Annotated in this window: 17 protein-coding genes and 1 pseudogene; 5 read left to right on the forward strand and 13 right to left on the reverse strand. The window is 67.7% G+C overall.

Annotated features, from left to right (window positions below; genetic code table 11):
- The 4 genes and pseudogenes from AC1D1W_RS06625 to AC1D1W_RS06640 form a co-directional block, all read left to right on the forward strand.
- Positions 1–332, forward strand: a pseudogene (locus AC1D1W_RS06625) (hypothetical protein); the annotation flags it as partial.
- 306 nt (positions 333–638) lie between these two features.
- On the forward strand, positions 639–1,178 hold the full coding sequence (locus AC1D1W_RS06630) for a PadR family transcriptional regulator (RefSeq protein WP_476943312.1): 540 nt from the start codon (positions 639–641) through the stop codon (positions 1,176–1,178).
- A gap of 5 nt (positions 1,179–1,183) precedes the next feature.
- Positions 1,184–2,896: an ABC1 kinase family protein gene (locus AC1D1W_RS06635; RefSeq protein WP_476943267.1), complete on the forward strand. Its 1,713-nt coding sequence runs from the start codon at positions 1,184–1,186 to the stop codon at positions 2,894–2,896.
- Between the two features lie 72 nt (positions 2,897–2,968).
- Positions 2,969–4,021: an alpha/beta hydrolase gene (locus AC1D1W_RS06640; protein ID WP_476943268.1), complete on the forward strand. Its 1,053-nt coding sequence runs from the start codon at positions 2,969–2,971 to the stop codon at positions 4,019–4,021.
- A 42-nt stretch (positions 4,022–4,063) separates the two neighbouring features.
- Here AC1D1W_RS06640 and AC1D1W_RS06645 read toward each other — a convergent pair whose 3' ends face one another.
- The 5 genes from AC1D1W_RS06645 to AC1D1W_RS06665 all read right to left on the reverse strand — a co-directional run bounded on the left by AC1D1W_RS06645 (position 4,064) and on the right by AC1D1W_RS06665 (position 10,848).
- Entirely contained in the window at positions 4,064–5,818 is a 1,755-nt protein-coding gene (locus AC1D1W_RS06645) for a gamma-glutamyltransferase family protein (protein ID WP_476943313.1), read from the reverse strand.
- Between the two features lie 106 nt (positions 5,819–5,924).
- Entirely contained in the window at positions 5,925–6,053 is a 129-nt protein-coding gene (locus tag AC1D1W_RS06650) for an MFS transporter small subunit (protein WP_275450873.1), read from the reverse strand.
- Between the two features lies 1 nt (position 6,054).
- Positions 6,055–7,449, reverse strand: a complete 1,395-nt coding sequence (locus tag AC1D1W_RS06655; protein WP_476943269.1) for an OFA family MFS transporter — start codon at positions 7,447–7,449, stop codon at positions 6,055–6,057.
- Between the two features lie 199 nt (positions 7,450–7,648).
- Positions 7,649–10,135 (reverse strand): Tex family protein, encoded by a 2,487-nt coding sequence (locus tag AC1D1W_RS06660; RefSeq protein ID WP_476943314.1) that lies wholly within the window; start codon positions 10,133–10,135, stop codon positions 7,649–7,651.
- Between the two features lie 107 nt (positions 10,136–10,242).
- On the reverse strand, positions 10,243–10,848 hold the full coding sequence (locus AC1D1W_RS06665) for an SOUL family heme-binding protein (RefSeq protein ID WP_476943270.1): 606 nt from the start codon (positions 10,846–10,848) through the stop codon (positions 10,243–10,245).
- 140 nt (positions 10,849–10,988) lie between these two features.
- On the opposite strand from AC1D1W_RS06665, the gene AC1D1W_RS06670 reads away from it, so the two are divergent.
- On the forward strand, positions 10,989–14,615 hold the full coding sequence (locus AC1D1W_RS06670; RefSeq protein ID WP_476943271.1) for a TM0106 family RecB-like putative nuclease: 3,627 nt from the start codon (positions 10,989–10,991) through the stop codon (positions 14,613–14,615).
- Between the two features lie 419 nt (positions 14,616–15,034).
- Here the strand turns inward: AC1D1W_RS06670 and AC1D1W_RS06675 are convergent, their stop codons facing one another.
- The 8 genes from AC1D1W_RS06675 to AC1D1W_RS06710 form a co-directional block, all read right to left on the reverse strand.
- Positions 15,035–15,862 (reverse strand): triose-phosphate isomerase family protein, encoded by an 828-nt coding sequence (locus AC1D1W_RS06675; protein WP_476943272.1) that lies wholly within the window; start codon positions 15,860–15,862, stop codon positions 15,035–15,037.
- A 70-nt stretch (positions 15,863–15,932) separates the two neighbouring features.
- Positions 15,933–17,282: an MFS transporter gene (locus tag AC1D1W_RS06680; protein ID WP_028275652.1), complete on the reverse strand. Its 1,350-nt coding sequence runs from the start codon at positions 17,280–17,282 to the stop codon at positions 15,933–15,935.
- Positions 17,283–17,419: 137 nt separating this feature from the next.
- Positions 17,420–17,545, reverse strand: a complete 126-nt coding sequence (locus AC1D1W_RS06685; RefSeq protein ID WP_476851398.1) for a hypothetical protein — start codon at positions 17,543–17,545, stop codon at positions 17,420–17,422.
- A gap of 12 nt (positions 17,546–17,557) precedes the next feature.
- The gene (locus AC1D1W_RS06690; protein ID WP_476943273.1) at positions 17,558–18,325 is read right to left on the reverse strand and encodes an SDR family NAD(P)-dependent oxidoreductase; all 768 of its coding nucleotides are present in this window, start codon (positions 18,323–18,325) and stop codon (positions 17,558–17,560) included.
- Between the two features lie 36 nt (positions 18,326–18,361).
- Positions 18,362–19,348 (reverse strand): 3-hydroxyacyl-CoA dehydrogenase family protein, encoded by a 987-nt coding sequence (locus AC1D1W_RS06695; RefSeq protein ID WP_476943274.1) that lies wholly within the window; start codon positions 19,346–19,348, stop codon positions 18,362–18,364.
- A 2-nt stretch (positions 19,349–19,350) separates the two neighbouring features.
- Positions 19,351–19,833 carry a ribose-5-phosphate isomerase gene (locus AC1D1W_RS06700; protein ID WP_018775886.1) on the reverse strand — a complete coding sequence of 161 codons (483 nt, stop codon included), beginning with the start codon at positions 19,831–19,833 and terminating at the stop codon, positions 19,351–19,353.
- Positions 19,830–21,602, reverse strand: a complete 1,773-nt coding sequence (dhaL, locus tag AC1D1W_RS06705; RefSeq protein ID WP_476943275.1) for a dihydroxyacetone kinase subunit DhaL — start codon at positions 21,600–21,602, stop codon at positions 19,830–19,832. Before dhaL ends, AC1D1W_RS06700 begins: the two co-directional genes overlap by 4 nt.
- Positions 21,603–21,753: 151 nt before the next feature.
- Positions 21,754–22,758, reverse strand: a complete 1,005-nt coding sequence (locus tag AC1D1W_RS06710) for a sugar phosphate isomerase/epimerase family protein (RefSeq protein WP_028275649.1) — start codon at positions 22,756–22,758, stop codon at positions 21,754–21,756.
- Between the last annotated feature and the right edge of the window lie 8 nt (positions 22,759–22,766).

Raw genomic sequence — 22,766 nt, forward strand, 5'->3', positions numbered from 1 at the left:
GGAATGCTCTGATCCTTAGTGGCGTGCTCTTGAGCGCCACGGCCGCGGTGATCGTGCTCGGGCCTCAGGACCATGTGATGCAGGAGGTCGTTGCATTACTCGCAGGTCTGGCCGTGGGCGTGTGGTTGCTGCGTTTTTCGCCGCTCTGGCGATGGCTTGCCATGCTGGTTTTGGTGCTGGTCCTCGTCCTCTGTTTGGTGTTGGGCCCTGCCGGAATCGCGTGGTTCGGTGGGTTTATTTCGGGCACTCAGGCAGGACTGGCCTGGCAGCATGCAAGTAAGCGCCGTACGCCCGCTAAGCGGGCCCGGGAAACCGCAAATAAGGAACGCTGACGCCACCAACGAGGGTTCATGGGCGGTGTTGGTGCGGTCGGCATTGGCTAATTTCTTCAGAAGCCCAAAGGCATCGTCGTTCGGTCCGGAAGGCTGACTGGAAGCGAGGCTGAGGCAACACGCCTGACTGCACATTGGCTAATGGGCCGTGGTTCCTTGACCCGTATTTTTTGGCATTCGACGGGTCTCCTTGCTGTGGCATCACGATGCAAGATGTGGATGGCTATCGCTCTTGGTTTCGCAAATCTGCGCGTGTATCGTTGGCTATCGTTGTATATCGCTCACGGTTGTCCAGAGGAGAGCATGATGCGCAGTTCTTACCCGGCAGGCGGATTTCGCGGCAACAATGTCGACGGCATGTGGCAGGCCGTAGAGGAGTTGCGTTCGAGGTTCGAGAAGCGCTCGGGATCCCGGGCGGGGCGCGGCGAGGTGCGCTCGGCTGTGCTGGCACTGCTCGCCGAGCGGCCGATGCACGGCTATCAGATCATTCGTGAAATTGAGGAGCGCAGCGGCGGGACCTGGAAGCCCAGCGCTGGCTCCGTCTATCCAACCCTCCAACTGCTGGCCGACGAGGGCATTATCCGTGCTGAGGAATCCAACGGCCGCAAGATCTATTCCCTGACGGAGGCGGGCCGCGAGGAGGTAGCGGGTGCCGGCATGTCAGCGCCCTGGGCGTCGGGTCCAGCATCGGGCGCGGGGTTCGCGGCGCTGCCCAAGGCGGGCATCGAGCTCGCACAAGCCGCCTCCCAGGTGGGACGCACCGGGACGCCGGAGCAGGTGCAGGAAGCCGTGGCGGTGCTCGATGACGCGCGCCGCCGGTTGTACGCGATCCTCGCCCAGGGCTGACGGGGGTGACGTCGGTTCGCCGGGACCGGGCAGTCACGGTCCCCGGCGCCGGGAACCACCGGGCCCGTTACCGCCGCATCCTACGTTTCGCCGCGTGGCATCTCGCGGTGACCTGGTGGTTTGAGCTGCTCCTCCCCCGCATCGGGCTGGTGAGGATTGCCGAGCGCACCAGGGCGAAGAGGATGCGGCGCTTCGCGCAGCGCTTCCATGCGCTGGCGGTGGACCTCGGCGGCCTCATGATCAAAGTCGGACAGTTCCTGTCCTCCCGGCTCGACGTGCTGCCGCCCGAGATCACCAAGGAACTCGAGGGGCTGCAGGACGAGGTGCCTCCGGTTTCGTTCTCCGCGATCCGAGCCCTCGCCGAAGCTGAGCTGGGCGCGCCGCTGGAGCGGTTGTTCGCCTCGATCGAGGAGACACCGATCGCGGCAGCGTCCCTCGGGCAGGCGCACCGGGCCAGGCTTCGCCCGGACGACGCCGCCGACACCGGTCTCGACCGTGTGGTTCTGAAAGTACAGCGGCCGGGCATCAACGACATTGTCGACGTCGACCTGGCGGCACTGCGCAAAGTGGGCGGCTGGCTCAGCCACGTACGCCTGGTGTCAGATCGTGCTGACATGCCCGCCCTGGTCGAGGAGTTTGCGCAGACCAGCCTTGAGGAAATCGACTACCTGAATGAGGGGGCGAACGCGGAGCGGTTCGGGGTCGATTTTGCCGATGACGCCCGGGTGGAGGTGCCCGGCGTCGTCTGGGAGCGAAGCACCCGCCGCGTGCTCACCCTCGAAGACGTGACAGCGATCAAAATCACGGACTCGGTGGCGCTGCTGGCTGCCGGTATCGATCCGGCGCAGGTCGCCCCGGTTTTTGCCTCCGTCATGTTCGACCAGATGTTCACCACCGGGTTTTTCCACGCCGATCCGCACCCGGGCAACATTTTTGTCACGCCGGCTACGGATCCATCCGCAGCGCACCCCTGGAAGCTGACCTTCATCGACTTCGGCATGATGGGCGAGATCCCGCCGAGCACACGCAGCGGTCTGCGGAAGCTGCTCATCGCGGCCGCTTCGCGTGACGGCAAGGGTCTGGTGGCCGCCATCCGGAACGTCGGTGTGCTGGTGCCTTCGGCGGACACTGTGGAGCTTGAGCGGGCAATGACGCACCTCTTCGCCCGATTTGGCGGGATGGGCTTCGCCGAGCTTCGCGAGGTCGACCCCAGGGAGTTCCGGGAGTTCGCGGTGGAGTTCGGTGACACTGTCCGGTCCTTGCCTTTCCAATTCCCGGAGAACTTCCTGCTCATCATCCGGGCCATGTCACTGACGTCGGGTGTGTGCAGCTCGCTGGACGCCCGGTTCAATCTGTGGGATTCGGTCGAACCCTATGCGGCGCAGCTGCTGCGCGACGAGCGCGGCAACATCGTGCAGGACGTTGCCCAGCAGGCGCTCGATGCCGCCGGGATGGCGCTGGGTCTGCCGAAACGTATGGATGGGCTGCTAACCCGATTCGAGGACGGTTCACTGTCGGTGGCAAATCCGCGCCTCGAGCGGCAGCTGGGACGGCTTGACCGCACGGCGCAGCGATCAGCATCGGCGCTGATCTTCGGCGCCCTGCTGGTTTCCGGCTCCGTGGTCCGCGCGGATGACATGGTGCTCGGCAATGTCCTGATGATCGCGTCAGTGCTTCCGCTGCTGCATGGGCTGTGGGTGGGGCGCAGCGGCCGCTGATCGAGCCGGTGACGGGGTTTTGCCGCACCCGGACACCATCGGGTTCCGCTGCCGGGGCGATATCATCAAGCCGTGAAGGAAGGCCAGCCTTTTCGTCCTGCGAACCCCACCGAAACCCGCGGCCCCGTCCCCAAAGGGCCCAACTCCACTTCCTGGAAGTCCTCGATCCTGAACTGGAGCGGCGCTCTCGCGGCGGCCGCCCTGATAGTGGTCCCGCTCTGGATGCTGCTCAGCAACCCGGCCGTCCTCGGCGGCCACCCCGCCCTGCCCGCTCTCCTGGTGGCCGCCGTCGCACTGGGGATTCTGTGGGCGCTGATTCTGGTCAGACGCTGGTTCTTCGGCGGCAAACAGCAGCGTAGCGGTGACATTTCCACCTGGCAGTTGGTCCGCGGGATCGCAGGCCGGCTCACGGTCCTCGGTTTCGTGGCGGCGCTGATGTGGCTCAGCCCGTTCCCCCACCAACCCGACCGGGAGAAGACGGCCCCGGCCAATGGGCCCACCGCGACCGCGCCAGCCGGGTCAAAGGCTGCAGAAGACGCCACTTCGATCACCCTTGCCCCGGCGGGCCAAGCCACCACGGGTCTCGTCTTCTACCCCGGTGCCAGGGTCGACGCGCACGCCTATCAGGACCTGCTGCAGCCGCTCGCGGACGCGGGTCATCTAGTCGTCATCCTGAAGCCACCCCTTGGCGTCTCCCTGCTGGACACCAACCAGGCCCGCGCAGCCATGGACCGGCATACCGAAATCGCTTCCTGGGCCGTCGGTGGTCATTCGTTGGGCGGCGTGAGCGCATCATCGTTCGCGGCGGCGAATCACGACGTCTCCGGGCTGCTGCTCTTTGCTTCGTACCCCGCAGAGAACATGGCGGACGCGCAGGGCCTCTCGGTGCTCTCCATCTCCGGCACAAACGATGGCCTGAGCACCCCGGACAAGATCGCGGCGTCGAGGCCCCTGCTCCCGCCAACCACCACCTACGCAACGGTTGTGGGCGGCGTGCACGCGTTCTTCGGTGACTACGGTGGGCAGCCCGGGGACGGCGAGCCGGGCATCAGCCGCAACGAGGCGCAGCAGCAGATAGTTGCCGAGTCGCTCCGCTTCATGGACCGGCTCAAGGCTTCCGGCTAGGAAGCGAGCATCCCCAGCTCCACCGCTACGCACCGCCAACCGCTACCGGCCCGCGGCGTACCCCTGCGCACCGCGCGGATTTGCGGCAGCCTGCAGGACCCCGGTCTCAGGATCCCGCACGACGGCGGACAACCGCCCCAGCGCCCAGTCACCAGCCCGGCTGACCACATGCCCGCGGCGTTCCAGCCCCGCGATGACGTCCTCACCGAGCCGGTTCTCGACGACGGCGCCGCCGGGCTCCCAGGTGCGCGGCCAGAAGGACCCGGGCATCGACGTCGTATGGAACGTCGGTGCGTCGATGGCCTGCTGCGGCGAATACCCGCCCACGATGGTCCGCAGCAGGTACGGCAGCTGCCACTGGTCCTGCTGGTCGCCGCCGGGCGACCCCAGCGCGGTCACTGCGTGGCCGTCCCGCAGCACGAGCGTGGGCGTCAAGGTGGTACGCGGGCGTTTGCCGGGCGTCAGCGTGGACGGCGTCCCGGGCTCCAGCCAGGTCATCTGCAGCCGGGTGCCCAGGCAGAAGCCCAACTCCGGGATCGCCGGGGACGACTGCAGCCAGCCGCCGGACGGAGTGGCGGAGACCATATTGCCCCAGCGGTCCACGACGTCGATATGGCAGGTATCGCCGCGGGTCTCCCCCGCGGATGTCACGGTGGGCTCGCCGACGCCGAGTCCGGCCGCGGCGGCATGGCCCGCGAGCGCCCGCGGCGTGTAACTGGTGCGCAGTGGTGGCCTGTACGGCTCCCGCCCGGGCACGGTGCCAGGCCGGAAGTCGTGGGACGCCCGCTCCGTGATCAAGGCACGGCGGCCGGCGCAGTAGTCCTCCGAGAGCAGGTAATCGAGCGGCACGTCCGTGTCGCCGTAGTATGCCTCCCGGTCCGCGAGCGCGAGCTTCTGCGCCTCCAGGACGGTGTGCGCCCCCAGCTCGGTGGACGGATCAAGGAACCGGTCCTCGAAACCGGACAAGATGGCCAGGGTCTGCAGCAGCGCCGGCCCCTGGCCCCACGGCCCGGTCTTGGCAATCGTGTGGCCCCGGAACTCCACAGTGGCGGCCGCCTCATACCCGGCTTCGAATCCCGCGAGATCGTCCAAGGCGAGCACTCCGCGGTGATCCGTGCCCGAGGAATGCCGGTGCGGGGACTGAACCGACTCCACCATGGCGCGGGCCACGAACCCCTCCCGCCACTCGCGGCGAGCCGCATCAATTCCCGCCTCGCGGGTGGATTCCCTGACTCCGGCCTGCACGAGCCGTTCCAGGGTGCGGGCATAGGCCGGGTTCCACACCAGCTCGCCCTCAACCGGGACTCGGCCGCCCGGCATCCACAGCTCAGCCGACGTGGGCCAGTGCGCCTCGAACAGCGCGGACACGGCCGCGATGGTGGTTCCGACCCGGCCGAGCATCGGGTGGCCGTCCCGCGCGTAGCCGATCGCGAAGTCCAGGACCGAGTCCAGCTCCCACGTCCCGTGGTCACGCAGCAGCAGGAGCCAGGCGTCGACGGCGGCAGGCACCGCGGCGGCCAGGGCACCCGATCCAGGAACGAGGTCCAGGCCTTCAGCCACGTAGTGCTCCACCGTGGCCCCGGCCGGCGCCGGACCCTGCCCCATCAGGACTATGGGCTGCTCCGGCCGGTCCGCGGTGACGAAGATCCCGGTCATGTCTCCGCCGGGCCCGTTGAGGTGCGGCTCCACCACATGGAGCACGAACGCTCCCGCCGCCGCGGCGTCGAAGGCGTTCCCGCCGCGCTCCAACACGGACTGGGCCGCCGCCGTCGCAAGCCAATGCGTGGACGCGCTCATCCCAAACGTGCCCTGCAGCGTGGGGCGTGTGGTGAACGCCTCCGGGCGTGTGAACGGCACACTGACCGCGCACGGACTATCACCGAGGACTTCTGTCACCACGGTGTCAGCCAAACAGGGCCGCCACGCGGGTGAGGGTCTCGTAGACGCCATACGCGAGCGGCACGCCGACAAGCGCCCAGGCGATGACCAACCTCCCGGTGGACGGTGTGACGGAACTCTGTGCACTGCTCATTTCAGCCCTCCAAGGCAGGTTCTTCGGACCGGACGCGGCCAGGACGTGGTTCGTGGAATCGTGCGTCCACCGGCGTGACCAAGAGGTTCGCCACGAAACCGATCACTAATAGCCCCACCATGGTCAGCAAGGCGGGCTGGTAGGACGCGGCGTTGAGCGCGCCGGGCTTGCCCTGCGCGTCCAGGAAAGCGTTGACGATCAGCGGCCCGGCGATGCCCGCCGCGGACCAGGCCGTCAGGAGCCGGCCGTGGATGGCTCCGACCTGGAACGTGCCGAAGAGGTCGCGCAGGTAGGCGGGGGCCGTCGCGAACCCACCGCCGTAGAAGGAGATGATGACGAACGCGAGGGCCACGTAGAGGACGGTGGACGTAGAGCCGGCCAGCGCCAGCACGGTGTAGAGCACGGCGCCGACGCCGAGGTAGACCATGTAGATGCGCTTGCGGCCGGTGACATCGGAGGTGGCGGACCAGGCAAAGCGGCCGGACATGTTGCCGATCGAGAGCAGCCCCACGAAGCCGGCGGCCACTGCGGCGCTGGCCAGGGACGTGCCGTCGGGCTGGCGGAAGAAGTCCTGGATCATCGGAGCGGCCTGCTCAAGGATGCCGATCCCTGCCGTGACATTGCAGAACAGGGCGATCCAGACGAGCCAGAACTGCCTGGTCTTGACCGCGTTCCGGGCGGAGACATTGTCCGTGGTGACCAGCGAGGCGGCCTTGACCTTTGCGGGGTCGAAACCTGCCGGTTTCCAGCCCTCGGCCGGGACCTTAATGGTGAACGCGCCGAACATCATGTAGGCCAGATAGACGACGGCGAGGGTCAGGAAGAGCTTGCCCACCGACTCACCACTGGCCACCCAGCCCTTGGCCCCGGAGTTGGGATCGTACATTTTCAGCAGGGCCGTGGAGACCGGGCTGGCGATCAGGGCGCCGCCGCCGAACCCCATGATCGCCATGCCCGTGGCCAGTCCGGGCCGGTCCGGGAACCATTTGATCAGGGTGGAGACCGGGGAGATGTAACCGATCCCCAGTCCGATGCCGCCGACGACGCCGTAGCCGAGGTAGACGAGCCAGAGCTGGTGGCTGAAGATGCCCAGGGAGCCGATCAGGAAGCCGCTCGCCCAGAACGCGGCGGAGGTGAACATCGCCTTGCGGGGCCCGTTCCTGTCCACCCAGGTGCCCATGATGGCGGCCGAGAAGCCCAGCATCACGATCGCAACGGAGAAGATCACGCCGATCTCGGTCAGGCTCGCGCCGAAGTGCTTCACCAGCGCGGTCTTGTAAACGCTCGTCGCGTAGGCCTGGCCGATGCACAGGTGCACCGCGAGGGCTGCCGGGGGGACGAGCCACCGGTTAAATCCCGGCGGGGCGATGGTTCGTTCGCGGTCCAGCCAACCCATAAGTACTCCCCCTGCTCGTCAACGACATCGGTGTCCAGCACATTGCGGAAACGGCCCTCTGCCAGGGCCTCTGACCGAGCTTCCGGTAGAGGGCCGTTGCCTCCGGCAATCATGGTGCAGATCGTCAGCAAACGTACTAGTTATGCGCCAAGCGGTAGGGAATCCGCGACGAACGGTGGTGCGGCAGCCGCACCGGGCGCTACTTGCCCAGGCCGGCCTTCCGGAGCGCCTCGGCCATCGCGGTGTTGACCGGCGACGGCGTGGGGGCCGGCTTCTGCGGTTGCCTGCCCGGCGTCCGCCGGTCGGTTGCCGGTTTCCCGGACGGCTGCCTTCCGGACGGTTGATTCGACGGCTGGGTCGACGGCTGGGTCGACGGCGCTTGCGACGCCGGCTGCGACGTCGCCTCTCGCGGACGTTCCGGCCGCGAGTCCGCACGACCGCCAGCCGGGCGGTCTCCGGCAGTGCGGCCGCCCGCCGCACGGCCGCCGGAGGCCGGTTCGTCGTCGAGCCTGAGGGTGAGCGAGATTCGCTTCCGCTCCGGATCCGCCTCCAGCACCTTGACCCGGACCACCTGCCCGGACTTCACCACCTCACGGGGATCGGAGACAAAGCGGTTTGCCAGAGCCGACACGTGCACGAGCCCGTCCTGGTGCACCCCGACGTCGACGAACGCGCCGAACGCGGCCACGTTGGTCACCGTTCCCTCCAGTACCATGCCGGGCCTGAGGTCCGAGATCTTTTCGATGCCTTCAGAAAACGCTGCCGCCGCGAAGGCCGGACGCGGGTCACGGCCGGGCTTCTCAAGCTCGGCGATGATGTCCTGCACGGTGGGCAGGCCGAAGGAGCCGTCCACGAAGTCCTGCGGATTCAGCGCCGCAAAGCTTCCCGCAGCGGGCGCTTTACCGGCGGCCGCCTTGATTTTCCGGGCCACGGGGTAGGCCTCCGGGTGCACGCTGGAGGCGTCCAGCGGCTCCGCTCCCCCGGTGATCCGCAGGAAGCCGGCGCACTGCTCAAACGCCTTGGCGCCCAGCCGCGGGACCTTCTTCAGCTCGCTGCGCTTGGCGAAGGGCCCGTGCTCGTTCCGGTACGCCACAATGTTCTCGCTCAGCAACGGCCCGACCCCTGCCACCCGGCTCAGCAGTGCGGGCGAGGCGGTGTTGACGTCCACGCCCACCGCGTTCACGCAGTCCTCGACCACCGCGTCCAGGCTGCGGTCCAGCTTCGCGGCCGTGACGTCGTGCTGGTACTGCCCGACGCCGATCGACTTCGGCTCAATCTTCACCAGCTCCGCGAGCGGGTCCTGCAGCCGCCGGGCGATCGAGACTGCCCCGCGCAGGGACACGTCCATGCCGGGCAGCTCCGCCGCGGCGAGCGCCGACGCCGAATACACCGACGCCCCGGCCTCGGACACCACAATTTTCTGCGGCTTGTTTTCTGACCCGGAGGAGAGCTGCTTGAGCAGTTCAGCGGCGAGCTTGTCCGTCTCCCTCGACGCCGTGCCGTTGCCGATCGCGACGAGTTCGACCCCGTGCTTCGTGGCGAGGCCCACGAGGGTCCGCAGCGCCTCGTCCCATTTCCGGGCCGGGGCGTGCGGGTAGACGGTGTCCGTTGCGACCACCTTGCCGGTTCCATCCACCACGGCGACCTTGACGCCGGTGCGCAGTCCCGGGTCCAGGCCCAGGGTGGCACGGTTCCCGGCCGGCGCGGCGAGCAGCACATCGCGCAGGTTCGCGGCGAACACACGCACGGCCTCGTCCTCGGCGGCGGCGAACATCCGGCTGCGCAGGTCCGCCGTCAGCCGCGCCAGGACGCGCGAGCGCCAGGCCAGCTGCGCGGTCTGCAACAGCCAGGCATCGGCGGCCCGGCCGCGGTCGGCGACCCCGAGGAACCTGGCCACGGCCGCCTCGTACCGGCCGCGCGCGGCGGTGAGGGCGGCGTCGTCGTTCGGATCAGCCTCGGCGAGATCCAGCTCCAGCGCCCCGTCCTTTTCTCCGCGCAGCAGCGCCAGGACACGGTGCGAGGGCATCCCGGCCGGCTGCTGGGAGAACTCGAAGTAGTCCTTGAATTTCTGGCCCTCGGCTTCCTTGCCTTTCTTCACCCGGGACACCATCCGGCCCTGGGTCCACAGCCGTTCCCGGAGCGTGGCGGCCAGGTCGGCGTCCTGCGCAACGCGTTCCACCAGGATGGAGCGGGCACCGGCGAGCGCCGCGGCGGGGTCCCCGATCGAGTATTCGGCGTTGAGGTACTTGGCCGCCTCGCGCTCCGGGTCCAGTTCGGGGCGCTTGAGCAGGGCGTCGGCGAGCGGCTCCAGTCCGGCTTCGCGGGCGATCTGCGCCTTGGTGCGCCGCTTGGTTTTGAACGGGAGGTAGATGTCCTCCAGCCGCGACTTCGTGTCCGCGCCGACGACGGCGGCCTGCAGTTCGGGTGTCAGCGCACCCTGGGCGGCAATCGCCTCGAGGACACTCCGGCGCCGGTCTTCGAGCTCGCGCAGGTAGCGCAGCCGTTCCTCCAGCTCGCGGAGCTGGGTATCGTCCAGGGTGCCGGTCGCTTCCTTCCGGTAGCGGGCGATGAAGGGCACGGTGGAGCCGGCATCGAGCAGATCCACGGCGGCCTTGACCTGCCACGGCAGGACGCCGAGCTCGCCGGCGATCTGGGCGGCGATGCCGGACTCCTGGGAATGCGGCATGCCGGTCTGTGCTGAGCCGGCCTTCGCGGACGGGCCGGAGGCGGGCGAGGCGGGGTTGACGGGTAGCTGCGGGTGTTGGGTCACCAAACCATTTTGCCCTACCCCGGTCAGCGGCCGGGCTCGCCTGAAGACGGAAGGGGCTCCTGCACGTCCTGAACAACCTCGTTGCGGCGCAGGAACCACGGCTTGAACGGCGGATCAAAACGGGCGAATCGTGGCGGCCCAACACCCTTCAGCCCGGCCAGCCTGAGTGCCTCTTGAAGGCCTTCGTTTCGCCGTAGAAAGGCCGCCTCCGACCCGCTGCCCGAGAACCGAAGAGCGGCTGCCAAAGAACCCGGCAGGGTCCGGACTCTGACGTCGGGGTTGGCCGGGACCGGCGCCGTCTCCGCCGTCACCCCGGCGGGGAGCACGAAGGCGACGATGAAATCAGCGGGCTCTGCGCTTCCCGGCAGCGGTCCGCTTTGCAGTACCGGAGCGGTCATCGCCAGCTTTTGCGACGACCCAGGTTCCTGGATCACCGGGGCCGTCATCGCCAGCTTCCGTTGCGCTGTGTTGCTGCCGCTGATGTAGTTGAACAGGTGCCGGAAGGCGGCATTCCCGGCGCGGTCGAAGGTCGCATTGACCTCTATTTCCGCCACAGCGTACGCCGGATAGCGGCGCAGCTCGAAGTGCGCGTAGCGCTGGACCAGCTCATACGGTTGTTGTTCCGTCATAATCCTCAGACCCTACGCCGGTCCTACGACAGGAACCAGAGGCCCTTGCCTGGTTCCTGTCCCATGTTTAACTGTCAGAGGGCTTTGATAGCTTGAATAGCGGAGGGCACCAACAACGGGGCACCAACAACGGGGGCACAGTGTTTTTTCTTGAACCTGAGGTACCGGGCTCATTACCGGACCTGATCTACTCCGCGAGCGACCTCGTGGTGGCAGCGAGTTGCGAGTATCAGCTGCTGCGGAAACTCGACGAGAAGCTGGGCCGGTCCCCCCGAGCTACGTTCGAAGACGACGAGATGCTCAAGCATGCAGCGGTGTTGGGTGACCTCCACGAGCGCAAGGTCCTCGGCGGTTTCGTTGCGGAGTTTGGCGACTGGGATCCGGCCACCGGGCACGGCGTGTACGACGTCGTCCCGGCCGAGGCCATGGACCGCACCACGCTGGCGGTCAAGCACGCCGAGTCCATTGGGGCGCTGCGCGCGGGAGCCGACGTCGTCTTCCAGGCCGCCTTCTTCGACGGCCAGTTCCACGGCCGCTCCGACTTCCTCGTACGGCAGTCCGACGGCAGCTACGCCGTGTTCGACACCAAGCTCGCCCGCCACGCAAAGGTGACGGCCCTGCTCCAGCTGGCCGCCTACGGCGACCAGCTGCTGAAGGCCGGGATCCCGGTGGACCCGGCAGTGACACTCGTCCTCGGCTCGACGGTGCAGCTGCCCGGCGGCGGATTCGACTACGTGCGAAGCCACCACAAACTCTCCGAAATCCTGCCGGTTTTCCGAGAGCGCCGCGAGCGTTTCCTCGCGCTGACCGCCGCGCACATCGCACAGCCGGGACCAGTGGAGTGGGGCGCGCCCGGGCTGACCGCCTGTGGCCGCTGCGATTACTGCCAGGAGCAAGTCAAAGCCACCGACGATCTCCTCCTCGTGGCCCGGATGAACTCCGTGCAGCGCAAGAACCTCCACGAACGTGGGATTAGTTCAGTCACTGACCTGGCGCAAGCGACCCTCACCAAGCCCACACCTACGCTCCTGCGCCTGCAGGAACAGGCGCGGATGCAGAGCGGCGTTGGCCCTGCCGACGGAGAAGTCTGCTACCGCAAGGACGGCGAAGAGCACACCATCCGCTACGGCGTCCTGCCCGGGAACACCCTGGCCGAGCTGCCCCCACCGAGCCGGGGCGATATTTTCTTCGACTTCGAGGGCGATCCGCTGTGGCAGGACCGCGCCACGGGAGTGTGGGGGCTCGAGTACCTGTTCGGCGTGATCGAGGCGCCCACCGAGCCCGGCAGTCCGGGGATTTTCCGGCCATTCTGGGCCCACAGCCGGGAGGCGGAGAAGCAGGCGTTCCTGGACTTCCTTGACTATGTTGAGAAACGCCGGCGGGACCACCCGGACATGCACGTCTACCACTACGCACCGTATGAAAAAACGGCGCTTCGAAAACTCTCGGTGATGCACGTTGCCGGGGAGGACATCGTGGACGAGTGGCTCCGCGAAGGCCTGCTGGTGGACCTGTACCAAACGGTCCGGAACAGCATCAGGATCTCCGAAAACTCTTACAGCATCAAGAAGCTCGAACCGCTCTACATGGGGGCGAACCTTCGAACTGGCGAAGTGAAGGACGCCGGCGCCTCCGTGATTGCCTATGCACGGTTCTGCGACGCGAGGGACAATGAGCGGCCCGACGAAGCGGCCACAATCCTCGCCGGGATCTCCGACTACAACGAATACGACTGCCTCTCCACGCTGGAGCTCCGGAACTGGCTGCTCGGGCTGGCCAAGGAACGCCGGCTGGAGCCACACGGCGCGGAGCCGGGCGCGGCGTCCGGCGCTGAAGCGGGCACGGCGTCCGGCGCGGAGGACGGCCCCGACGACGGCTCGGCACGGGCCGATGCGGCGCTTGCCCCGGCTGAGCTGGCACTGATGGAATTTGCTGAGCCGGGCAGCGGCTTGTCCGAGGACGACCGTAAGGCCGTGGCCATGCTGGCCGCGGCCGTGAGCTATCACCGCCGGGAGCGCAAGTCGTTCTGGTGGGCGCACTTCGATCGGTGTGAGCACGGTCCGGACACGCACGAACGGGACCGGAACGTTTTCCTCGTCGAATCCGCGGAAATCCTCGACGACTGGCAACAGACGGGGACCAAACTTCCGGAACGGCGGGTCAAGTTATCCGGCTCCGTGAGTCCAGGGTCGGACCTCCGCGAGGGCAGCAAGTGGTTTCGCATGTACGAACTGCCTCTTCCCGCCGGGCTGGAAGGTACCGGCAAGAACGGAACCGGACGGAGCGGATGGTTCGGCACGGAGGTCCTGGAGTTGGGCCATGAGGACGGCAAGGACACCGTCATCATCCGGGACCGGCTGCACCGGAAGATACAGCCCTACAATGACCTCCCCATCGCGCTGACGGAAGACCAACCCCTCGCCACCAAGAGCCTCGAGCAAGCACTGGCAGCCCTCGCTGACACGGTGGTCGCCGGCCTGGGGTCCGGCTCCCTCCCCCGCCATCCTGCGCTTGACCTCGTCCGGCGTCAGCCACCGAGGCTGGCCGCCGGAGCTTCACTGCCGCAGCCTGGCGCCGGACCGGACCGCTTCATTGAAGCCATCACGGCGGCCGTGCTGGCCCTTGACCAATCCTACCTGGCAGTGCAGGGTCCGCCCGGAACGGGCAAGACCCATGTGGGGTCCCACGTCATCGCCCGGCTCGTGGCCCGCGGCTGGAAAGTCGGCGTCGTCGGCCAGTCGCACGCGGTGGTGGAGAACCTGCTGAAGACCGCTGTCACGAAGGCTGGGGTCGACCCGGCGCTGGTGGCCAAAGACGTGAAGCACAACGACGCCCTGCCGTGGGCCCGGCGCACCGGCAAGGACGTTGCGGAACTGCTGGGTGCGCCTGGAGGCGCCCTCGTCGGTGGCACGGCGTGGACCATGACCGGCGCCACCGTCCCGGCCGGCTCCCTGGACCTCCTGGTGATCGACGAGGCCGGCCAGTTCTCGCTGGCCAACACCCTTGCCGTGGCGCAGGCCAGCAGCCGACTGCTCTTGCTCGGCGACCCGCAGCAGCTGCCGCAGGTCAGCCAGGGCAGGCACCCGGAGCCGGTCGACGAGTCGGCCCTGGGCTGGATTTCCGCAGGCCACGCCACGCTGCCGCCCGAGCTTGGCTACTTCCTGGCCGACTCGTGGCGGATGACCTCCGAGCTGTGCCTGGCCGTCTCGGAGTTGTCCTACGAGGGCCGGTTGCGTTCCGCCCCATCCGCGGATCTGCGCCGTCTCGAGGGTGTGCCCGCGGGGATTGAGACGGTGATGGTGCCACACAGCGGGAACACGACGTCGTCGGCCGAGGAGGCTACCGAGGTCGTCGGGCAGGTGCGCCGCCATCTGGGCCTTTCCTGGCACACCGCAGACGGAGCCCGGCCATTGGAAGCGTCCGACATTCTGGTGGTGGCCGCCTACAACGCCCAGGTCAATGTCATCCGCGATTCCTTGGACGCCGCGAATCTCGCCGGCGTGCGGGTGGGGACCGTGGATAAGTTCCAGGGCCAGGAGGCCGCGGTCGTGATTGTGTCCATGGCATGTTCTGCGGTGGCCGAGGCTCCGCGGGGCATGGAATTCCTGCTCTCGCGGAACCGGATCAATGTGGCGGTGTCCCGCGGCCAATGGCGTGCCGTGATCGTCCGCGCGCCCGAACTGACCAACTACCTCCCCACGCATCCGGAGGGCATGGAACAGCTGGGCGGCTTCATCGGCCTGTGCCAGAGGTCGGTCAGCGCGTAGCTGTCCTAGCCCAGTAGCGGGACATGCTCATTCTTCGCTTGCCCGCACCCTCCGACGAGGGACATGCCCATTCTTCCCCTCGACCAACGGACATCTAGGCATCATGCCCGTCGCACGCGGTCAGAGCCGGACATGTCCACTCTTCGCCATCCACCCCACGGGACATGCCCATTCTTCGCCAGCCACCCCAGGGGACATGCCCATTCTTCGCCAGCCATCCCAGGGGACATGCTCATTCTTCCCCTCCACCAAGGGACATCTAGGCATCATACCCGTCGCCCGCGGTCAGGCCCGGACATGTCCACTCTTCGCCACCCACCCCACGGAACATGCCCATTCCCCGGCGGCCACCCCTAGGGGACATGCTCATTCTTGGCCTCGACCAAGGGAGATCTAGGCATCATGCCCGTCGCCCGCGGTCAGGGCTGGACATGTCCCACGGTGGCGGGGTCGGTCGCGAGGAGGCCTTCGGCCAGCACGAGCGCCTCATCGAGCACCGTGCCGAAATTCACCGAGTCGTGTGCAAACCGGCCCAGGAACAGGCCCGAGAGACCCTCAAGCGTGGGCAGCAGACCCGGTTTGGCCGATCCGCCGTAAATGACCGGCAACCCTGGCACGCCGGCGGCGGTGAGCTGGTCCCGGAGCCGGCTGACGACGTCGGACACGTAGGCGGCGGCGGCCGGCTCGGTCGCGCCGATGGCCCAGACCGGTTCGTACGCCACCACCAGGCGGCCGGCGAGGTCCCAGTCGCCGTCGACGGCCGACTCGATCTGGCGGAACACAAAGTCCGCCGCAGCCGCCGGCTGCCCGCCGTCGCGCTCCCCCACGCACAGCAGCGCGGCGAGCCCGGCGTCGTCCGCGGCCCGGACCTTGCGGGTGATCATGGCGTCGTCCTCGTTGAAGTGCCGCCGGCGTTCGGCATGGCCGACCTCCACGAGCCGGACGCCGAGTTCCGCGAGCATGGACGGGGCCACTTCCCCGGTCCAGGGCCCATCCGCCCAGCCGCAGTTCTGCGCACCAAGGAGCAGCGGCGAACCCGCCAGGAGCCGGGCCGCCGCGGGCAGGACGGGGAAGGACGGGATGACAAACGGGACAACCCGCCCGGCCGCGAGGGCCGGGCGGGTGTCCACTTCGTGCTGCAGCCGCTCGAGCCAGTCCAGGCTGTCCCGGTAGCCGAGGTACATCTTGGTGCTGACCCCCACCAGGATGCGGGTGTTGGAGGTCTGGCTGCCGGGGCTCTGCTGCATGTGTTGGTGCTTTCTGCTGGATCCAGTGGATGGGGGCTGGACGTCGCGCTGGAAGTGAGGCCGGGGGCCTTTACTGCTCCAGCAGCTCGTCGGCCTTGTTCTTGAAGCGGCGGGTCGCGAACATCATGGCCGCTGCCAGGAACGGGAGCACGCCGAGGGCGTAGACGCCCATTGTCCCGGTGTCCGAGGCGGTGATCTGGTTGACCGAGGTGCGCAGGATCGGCGCGACGAAGCCGCCGAGGTTACCGAGCGAGTTGATCAGGCCGATCCCCGCGGCCGCGGCGGTTCCGGTGAGGAACGCCGTCGGGTAGGACCACGCGATGGGGCCGATGGAGAGGAACGAGCACACGGCGAGGGTGATGAAGATGATGCCGAGCGCCGGAATGTGGTTGGCGCCGGCCCACGCAGAGCCGAAGATGCAGAGTCCGGTGGAGATGAATAGGCCGGTGCCCCAGACCCGGCGGCGGATCACCGTGTTCGCTGCCTTGCCGATGAAGTAGCAGGCGAAGATGCCGAAGAACCACGGGATGGCTGCCATCAGGCCGACGGCGATGCCCACCTTCTGGCCGGTCAGCTGGGCGACCTGCTGCGGCAGGTAGAAGGTGACGCCGTAGACGGCGATCTGCAGGCAGAAGTAGATGACGGTGAAGTACCAGACCTTGCCGTTCTTCATGGCGGCCAGGACGCCGTGCGGCCCGGACTCTTCCTTGACGGTGTCCTCGAGCGCCATGACCTCCAGGAGCGCGTTCTTCTCGTCCTTGTCCAGGAACTTGGCGTCCTGCGGGCTGTTGATCAGGAAGAAGTAGGCGGCGATGCCGGCAACGACGGCCAACATGCCTTCGACGAAGAACATGACCTGCCAGCCCTGGACGCCGGGGACCTGATCGCCGATGTTGATCAGCCAGCCGGAGAGCGGCGCGCCCAGCATCTGGGAGAACGGCTGGGCCAGGTAGAAGATGGCGAACATCTTGACGCGGACCTTGTTGGGGAACCATGCGGCCAGGAACATGATGACGCCGGGGAACAGCCCGGCCTCGGTGACGCCCAGCAGGAAGCGCAGGATGATGAAGGACGTCTCGCCCTGGACGAACGCGAAGCAGGCCGAGACGATGCCCCAAGTGATGGCGATCCGGGCCAGCCACACCTTGGCGCCGAATTTGGTCAGGAGCAGATTGCTCGGGATTTCGAACAGTGCGTAACCGATGAAGAAAATCCCGGCACCCAGGGCGAATGCGCCGGCACTAATGCCCTTGTCCACGCCCAGCGCCGCCTCGGAAAAGCCCACGTTGGTGCGGTCCAGGAAGGCCACCACGTACAGGATGACCAGCATGGGCATGAGCCGCCGGGAGGCCTTGGAGATGGCCGATTTAAGGACCGGTGTCTCCAGTAGGTCCCGAGTGGACGTTGTTGTTACGGTCATCAAAAAAACTCCTCGTCGAGCAATCAGTGGTGTAACTCAGTGGGGTGAATCAGTTGCGTGGAGAGCGCCGGATCGGGCCCAGCCACGCCGGATCCGGCCCGGCCAAGGCAGGCCAGGCCGGATCCGGCCGGAGAAAACTAGCGCGAAAAAACCATCATCAGAACGCCGGCCGCGCAGGCCAGGATCCCGACGGCGAGGTAGATCTTCCGTCCCTTGCTCCAGGCTGCGAATCCGGACGCGGGGGTTTGGCTGTGTTGGGCCACGAGGCTTCTTCCTTAGTGCATGTAGAGTCCGCCATCCACATTCAGCGTCTGGCCGGAGATATAGCCGGCGTCCTCGCTGATGAGGAAGGCGATGGCTGCTGCGATGTCCCGGGTGGAACCGACCCGGTTGACCACGAGGTCTTTGGTGAGTTCGTCCTTGCGTTCCTCGCTGAGGGTGCCGCCCATGATGTCGGTGTCGATGGGCCCGGGTGAGATGGCGTTGACCGTGATGTCGTATTCGCCCAGTTCACGGGCCGTGGCCCGGGTCAGGCCGATCACGCCGGCTTTCGCCACGGAGTACGGCGTCTTGGAGAAGGTGCCGCCGCCACGCTGCGCGGAGACCGAGGAGATGTTCACGATGCGCCCGATCCTGTTCTTCACCATTGATTCTGCGACGCGGCGGGTGGCGTAGTGGACGCCGTTGAGGTTGATGTTCAGCACCCGGTCCCATTCGGCGGCGTCGAGTTCCAGGTAGGGCACCGGAGAGCTGACCCCGGCCACGTTGGCGAGCGCAACGATCTGCGGCAGTTCCGCCTCGATGGCGTCGATTGCCGCGCGGACCGAGCCTTCGTCGGAAACGTTGGCGCCGGCGCCGAAGGCCTTGACGCCGTGCTCGGCTGCCAGTTCCTTGGCCGCCGCCTTGCAGAGGGCGTCATCGAGGTCGATGATGCCTATGCTCCAGCCCTGTGCGGCCAGGTAGCTGGCGGTGGCGCGGCCGATGCCGCGCTCGGACACGGCGCCGGTGATGATGGCGGTGCGTTCTGTGGGGAAAGTGCTCATGGGAAGGCTCCTGAAGTGAAAGAGGAAGATGCGGAATCAGCTGATGGGGGCGGGGCCGAGCTCGTCGATGAGCTTCTGCATGGCCACGTACGCCTTGTTCCGGTAGGCGATCAGTTCCGGCGTGCGCTCCGCCGGGACGTTGAGGAAGCCAGTTCCGGTCTTGGTGCCCAGCTTTCCGGCCTCCACCAGGTCGGTGAGGATCTTCGGCGTCGCGAACCGTTCCGGGAAATCGGTCTGGAGGGACTTGTAGCAGAAGTTGTAGACGTCCAGCCCGGCCATGTCGGCAATGGCGAAGGGCCCGAAGAACGGCAGCCGGAAGCCGAAGGTGGTGCGGACCAGGGTGTCGACGTCCTCCGCGGTCGCGATCTCCTGCTCCACCAGCTGGGCGGCCTCGTGGAACAGCGCGTACTGGAGCCGGTTGAGCACGAAGCCGGTGACGTCCTTGACGACGGCGGTCTGCTTGTTGGCCGCGTGCACGAGGTCGCGGACGGCGCCGACCGTGGCGGCCGAGGTGCCGGCATGGGGGATGATTTCAACGCCCGGGATGAACGGGGACGGGTTGGAGAAGTGCACGCCCAGGAAGCGCTCCGGGTTGGTGACCGGCTCGGACAGGTCCGCGATGGAGATCGTGGACGTGTTGGACCCGATGATGGCGTCCGGGCGGGCGGCCGCGCTGATGCGGGCGAGGGTCTGGTGCTTGATCTCGATGACCTCGGGGACGGCTTCTTCGATGAAGTCGGCGTCCGCCACGGCCTCCTCGATGTCCTTGGCGGGCCAGAGGTTTTCCTTCAGGATTGCGGTGGCGCCTTCCGGGAACAGCCCGGCGGCAACGAATTCGTCGGATTCGGCCAGGAGCCGCTCGTAATTCTTCTGGGCCACTTCCGCGGACACATCCGCGAGCGCCACCCGGGCGCCACCGAGTGCCAGGACCTGCGCGATCCCGCCGCCCATGTAGCCGGAGCCGACGACGGCGATCTTGCGGGCGGCGTTGATGGCGGCTGCGGTTGCTGTTGATTCGGTCATATTCAGACTGCCTTCGTGTATTCGGGTTCGTACGAGCAGATGGCGTCCACCTTCGCGGCGGAGGAGGAGTTTTCGTCGAAGCGGTGGCTCAGCCATTCACCCACGAGCTTCTTGGCCAGTTCCAGCCCGATGACGCGCTGCCCCAGCGTGAGCACCTGGGCGTTGTTGCTCAGGACGGACCGCTCCACCGAGTAGCTGTCGTGGGCCGTGACGGCGCGGATGCCGGGGACCTTGTTGGCCGCGATCGCCACGCCCAGGCCGGTGCCGCAGATCAGCAGCGCCCGGTCGGCGTCGCCGTCGGCGATCTTGCGGGCCGCGTCGACGGCGACGTGCGGATAAGCGGTGGAGTCGTTGGCGCCGACTCCCACGTCCTGCACGGACGCCACACGGGGGTCGGCTTCGAGGAGCGCCTTCAGCGCGTTCTTGTATTCGACGCCGGCCTCATCGTTGCCGATGACCACGCGCCAGCCTGTTGCTGTGCTCATGCTTGTGCTCCTTGTTCCGCCGGCTCGGGGGTGCCGGGCCGGGATCCTGTGTCTGCGGTGTCGGTGTGGGTGGATATCCGGGTCGCGATGAGGGCGAAGGACACCGCTCCGGGGTCGGGGTGGCCGAGGCTCTTCTCGGCGAGCGGGCGGGCCCTGCCTTTGAGCGGACGCAGCCCGGCGGTCCGCTCTGCGGCGGCTGTGGCGGCGGCCGCCGCCGCGGCGAGGGAACCGGCCACTGGTGTGCCGGCGTCGAACGCGGTGAGGAAAGCGTCCTGGAACGGCAAGAGGGCGTCCACCATGGTCTTGTCCCCCGGCTCGGCCTTGCCGAGCGCGGTGATGGCATCCACGAAGGCCGTGACCGCGGCGGCCGCGTCCTCGCCGCTGTAGCTGTACTGGTTGCCCAGGGCCTGTCCGGCGGCGATGATCGCCGAGCCCCAGAGCGCACCCGAGGTCCCGCCGGCGCGTTCGCTCCAGGCCTCCCCCGCAGCGGTCAGGACCCGCGACGGCGAGGCGCCGCCGTCGTTCGCGGCAGCCTGTTCGGCCGCGGTGACTGCCGCGTCCACGCCGCGGCGCATGCCGATCCCGTGGTCGCCGTCGCCGGCGACGGCGTCCAGGTGGCCCAGTTCTTCCTCATGCTCGACCACCACGTCCCGCGCCTGGCCGAGGAAGTCGGCGGCCAGCCGGCCGAGGGCTGCCGCCGCGGCGGTGGGCCGTTCGACGTCGGCGGTCTCTTCGGCGTCCGGACCCGCGAGTTCGCGGCGGGCACGGGGTGCCAGGTTTCCCTTGCGGAACGCCGGGGTGTCGGCCGGGGCGGCCCAGTACTGCTCGAGTTCCTCGTCCAGCCACAGCAGGGTCAGGGACAGCCCGGACATGTCCAGGCTCGTGACGAGCTCGCCGCATTCGGGTTCGACGACGGTGAGCCCGGCGGCGGTGAGGAGCTTCTCGATCTTGCCGAACAGCAGGAAGAGTTCGTCGTACTTGACCGTGCCGAGGCCGTTGACGATTGCGACCACGCGGGTGCCGGCGTCGTCCGGTTTGTCGGCCAGGAGCCGGCTGACCAGGAGTTCGGCCAGTTCGGAGGCGGTGGGCATGGGGTGGTCGGAGATGCCCGGTTCGCCGTGGATGCCCAGGCCCAGGGACATGTGCCCCGCGGGGACAGAGAACAGCGGGGCCTCCGCGCCGGGCAGCGTGCAGCCGTCGAAGGCCACGCCGAGGGACCGGGTGCGGTAGTTGGTCCGGATGGCCAGCCGTTCGACGTCGTCCAGGCTCAGTCCCGCCTCTGCGGCAGCGCCGGCGATCTTGAAGACCGTCAGGTCCCCGGCGATGCCGCGGCGCTTCTCGATCTGCTCCAGCGGGGCGCTGGCGATGTCGTCGGTGACCAGGACGGTGCGGGTTTCGATGCCTTCGGCGTTGAGGCGCAGCTGGGCCTGGCCGAAGTGCAGGACGTCGCCGGCATAGTTGCCGTAGCTCAGCAGCACGCCGCCGCCGGCGTTGGCGGCCTTGGCCACGCGGTAGACCTGGCCGGCCGCGGGCGAGGCGAACATGTTGCCGCAGGCCGAGGCGGTGGCCAGTCCCGGCCCGACGAGGCCGGCGAAAGCCGGGTAGTGCCCGGAGCCGCCGCCGACCACCAGGGCCACCTGCCCGGAGGGGACTTCGGTGGAGCGGACGACGCCGCCGTCGACTCGGGCCACGTAGCCGCGGTTGGCCGCAACGAAGCCGTCCAGTGCCTCATCCGCGAAATCAGCGGGATTGTCGAAGATCTGGGTCATGGTTCCTCATTGAATCCGTGTTGGAGAACTAATGCTGTGGGTAGAGAGGTGGGTGGTGCGGCCGCCCCCCAAGTGGCTTGACGGCCGCACCACGCGCCGGTGTCGGCGCCCGGTCAGGCGCTGACTTCAGAAGCTGGCTTCAGGCGCCCGTTCAGGCGCTGGCGAGTGCCGTGGCTGCCGGCAACTGCCGGCCCTGGGCCACCTGGCTCGCGCCGAGGGCGTAGCCGTCGGTCTTCGGCAGGACCTGGCGGCGGAGGTAGTCCTGGTTGCTGGCCGTGACGCTGAGGCCGTCGCCGCCGTAGTGCTCGGTGCACAGGATGCCCTGGAAGCCGACGGAGAGCGCGGTCTTGAACGCCTCGCGGTAGTTGATGAGGCCGCTTTCCATCGGGGCCGGCATCGCCACGTAGGTGTCCCGGGCGACGTCCTCGTCGCGGATGTAGTTCTTCATGTGCCAGTAGTTGGAGTACGGGAGGGTCTTGGCGACCATCTCGCGCCAGTCCTCGATCGGGCGGTGCAGCCGGATGAGGTTGCCGATGTCGGGGTTGATGCCGACGTTGGCCAGGCCGATGTCCTGGACCAGCTGAACGGAAGAATCAGCGGTGCCGAGGTAGGTGTCCTCGTACATTTCAAGCGAGAGCAGCACGCCGACCTCGGCCGCGTGCTGGCCGAGGTCGCGCAGGCGGCTCACAGCTTTGCCCCACGTTTCCTTGTCCCCTACCGGATCCTTGTACCCTTCGACGGTCCAGAACCAGAGCTGCTTCTGCTGCTCGGCGGTGATGGCCTGGTGCAGTCCGAACGAGACGACCTCGCAGCCCAGCTCGGCGGCGGCGTCGATGGTGCGGTGGCTGTACGCCAGGTTCGCTTCCCAGTTGCCTTCCTCGATCACGCTGCGGCGGATGGCCGAGATGACGGGGATGCCGATGCCGACGTTGTCCGCGGTCTGCTTGAACTCGGCGAGCCGCGCCGAGCTCAGGTCACCGGGGCGGACCCAGCTGTCCGTGAGGTCGGCATTGGCAAAGCCGGCGTCCTTGACCTCGGTGAGGACCTCGGCCCAGGCGGAGGCGTCGGCGTCGTTGATGTGGTTGCCCTGCGCGTCGGTCCCCGGGAACTGCAGGAGCGCTGCGGTGATGGGCCAGTTTTCGGCTGTATAGGCCATGGGTTCAC

It is taken from the genome of Arthrobacter sp. P1_B4 (genome assembly GCF_056406555.1).

Excerpts from the sequence above, each read along its gene's own strand:
- AC1D1W_RS06645 (WP_476943313.1), bottom strand. The coding sequence starts at position 5,818 with ATGAGCGCGTCCACGCATTGGCTTGCGACGGCGGCGGCCCAGTCCGTG.
- AC1D1W_RS06650 (WP_275450873.1), bottom strand. The coding sequence starts at position 6,053 with ATGAGCAGTGCACAGAGTTCCGTCACACCGTCCACCGGGAGGTTGGTC.
- dhaL (WP_476943275.1), bottom strand. The coding sequence starts at position 21,602 with ATGACCCAGATCTTCGACAATCCCGCTGATTTCGCGGATGAGGCACTG.
- AC1D1W_RS06680 (WP_028275652.1), bottom strand. The coding sequence starts at position 17,282 with ATGACCGTAACAACAACGTCCACTCGGGACCTACTGGAGACACCGGTC.
- AC1D1W_RS06655 (WP_476943269.1), bottom strand. The coding sequence starts at position 7,449 with ATGGGTTGGCTGGACCGCGAACGAACCATCGCCCCGCCGGGATTTAAC.
- AC1D1W_RS06630 (WP_476943312.1), top strand. The coding sequence starts at position 639 with ATGCGCAGTTCTTACCCGGCAGGCGGATTTCGCGGCAACAATGTCGAC.
- AC1D1W_RS06700 (WP_018775886.1), bottom strand. The coding sequence starts at position 19,833 with ATGAGCACAGCAACAGGCTGGCGCGTGGTCATCGGCAACGATGAGGCC.
- AC1D1W_RS06675 (WP_476943272.1), bottom strand. The coding sequence starts at position 15,862 with ATGCAGCAGAGCCCCGGCAGCCAGACCTCCAACACCCGCATCCTGGTG.
- AC1D1W_RS06665 (WP_476943270.1), bottom strand. The coding sequence starts at position 10,848 with ATGACGGAACAACAACCGTATGAGCTGGTCCAGCGCTACGCGCACTTC.
- AC1D1W_RS06695 (WP_476943274.1), bottom strand. The coding sequence starts at position 19,348 with ATGACCGAATCAACAGCAACCGCAGCCGCCATCAACGCCGCCCGCAAG.
- AC1D1W_RS06710 (WP_028275649.1), bottom strand. The coding sequence starts at position 22,758 with ATGGCCTATACAGCCGAAAACTGGCCCATCACCGCAGCGCTCCTGCAG.
- AC1D1W_RS06690 (WP_476943273.1), bottom strand. The coding sequence starts at position 18,325 with ATGAGCACTTTCCCCACAGAACGCACCGCCATCATCACCGGCGCCGTG.
- AC1D1W_RS06660 (WP_476943314.1), bottom strand. The coding sequence starts at position 10,135 with ATGCCGCATTCCCAGGAGTCCGGCATCGCCGCCCAGATCGCCGGCGAG.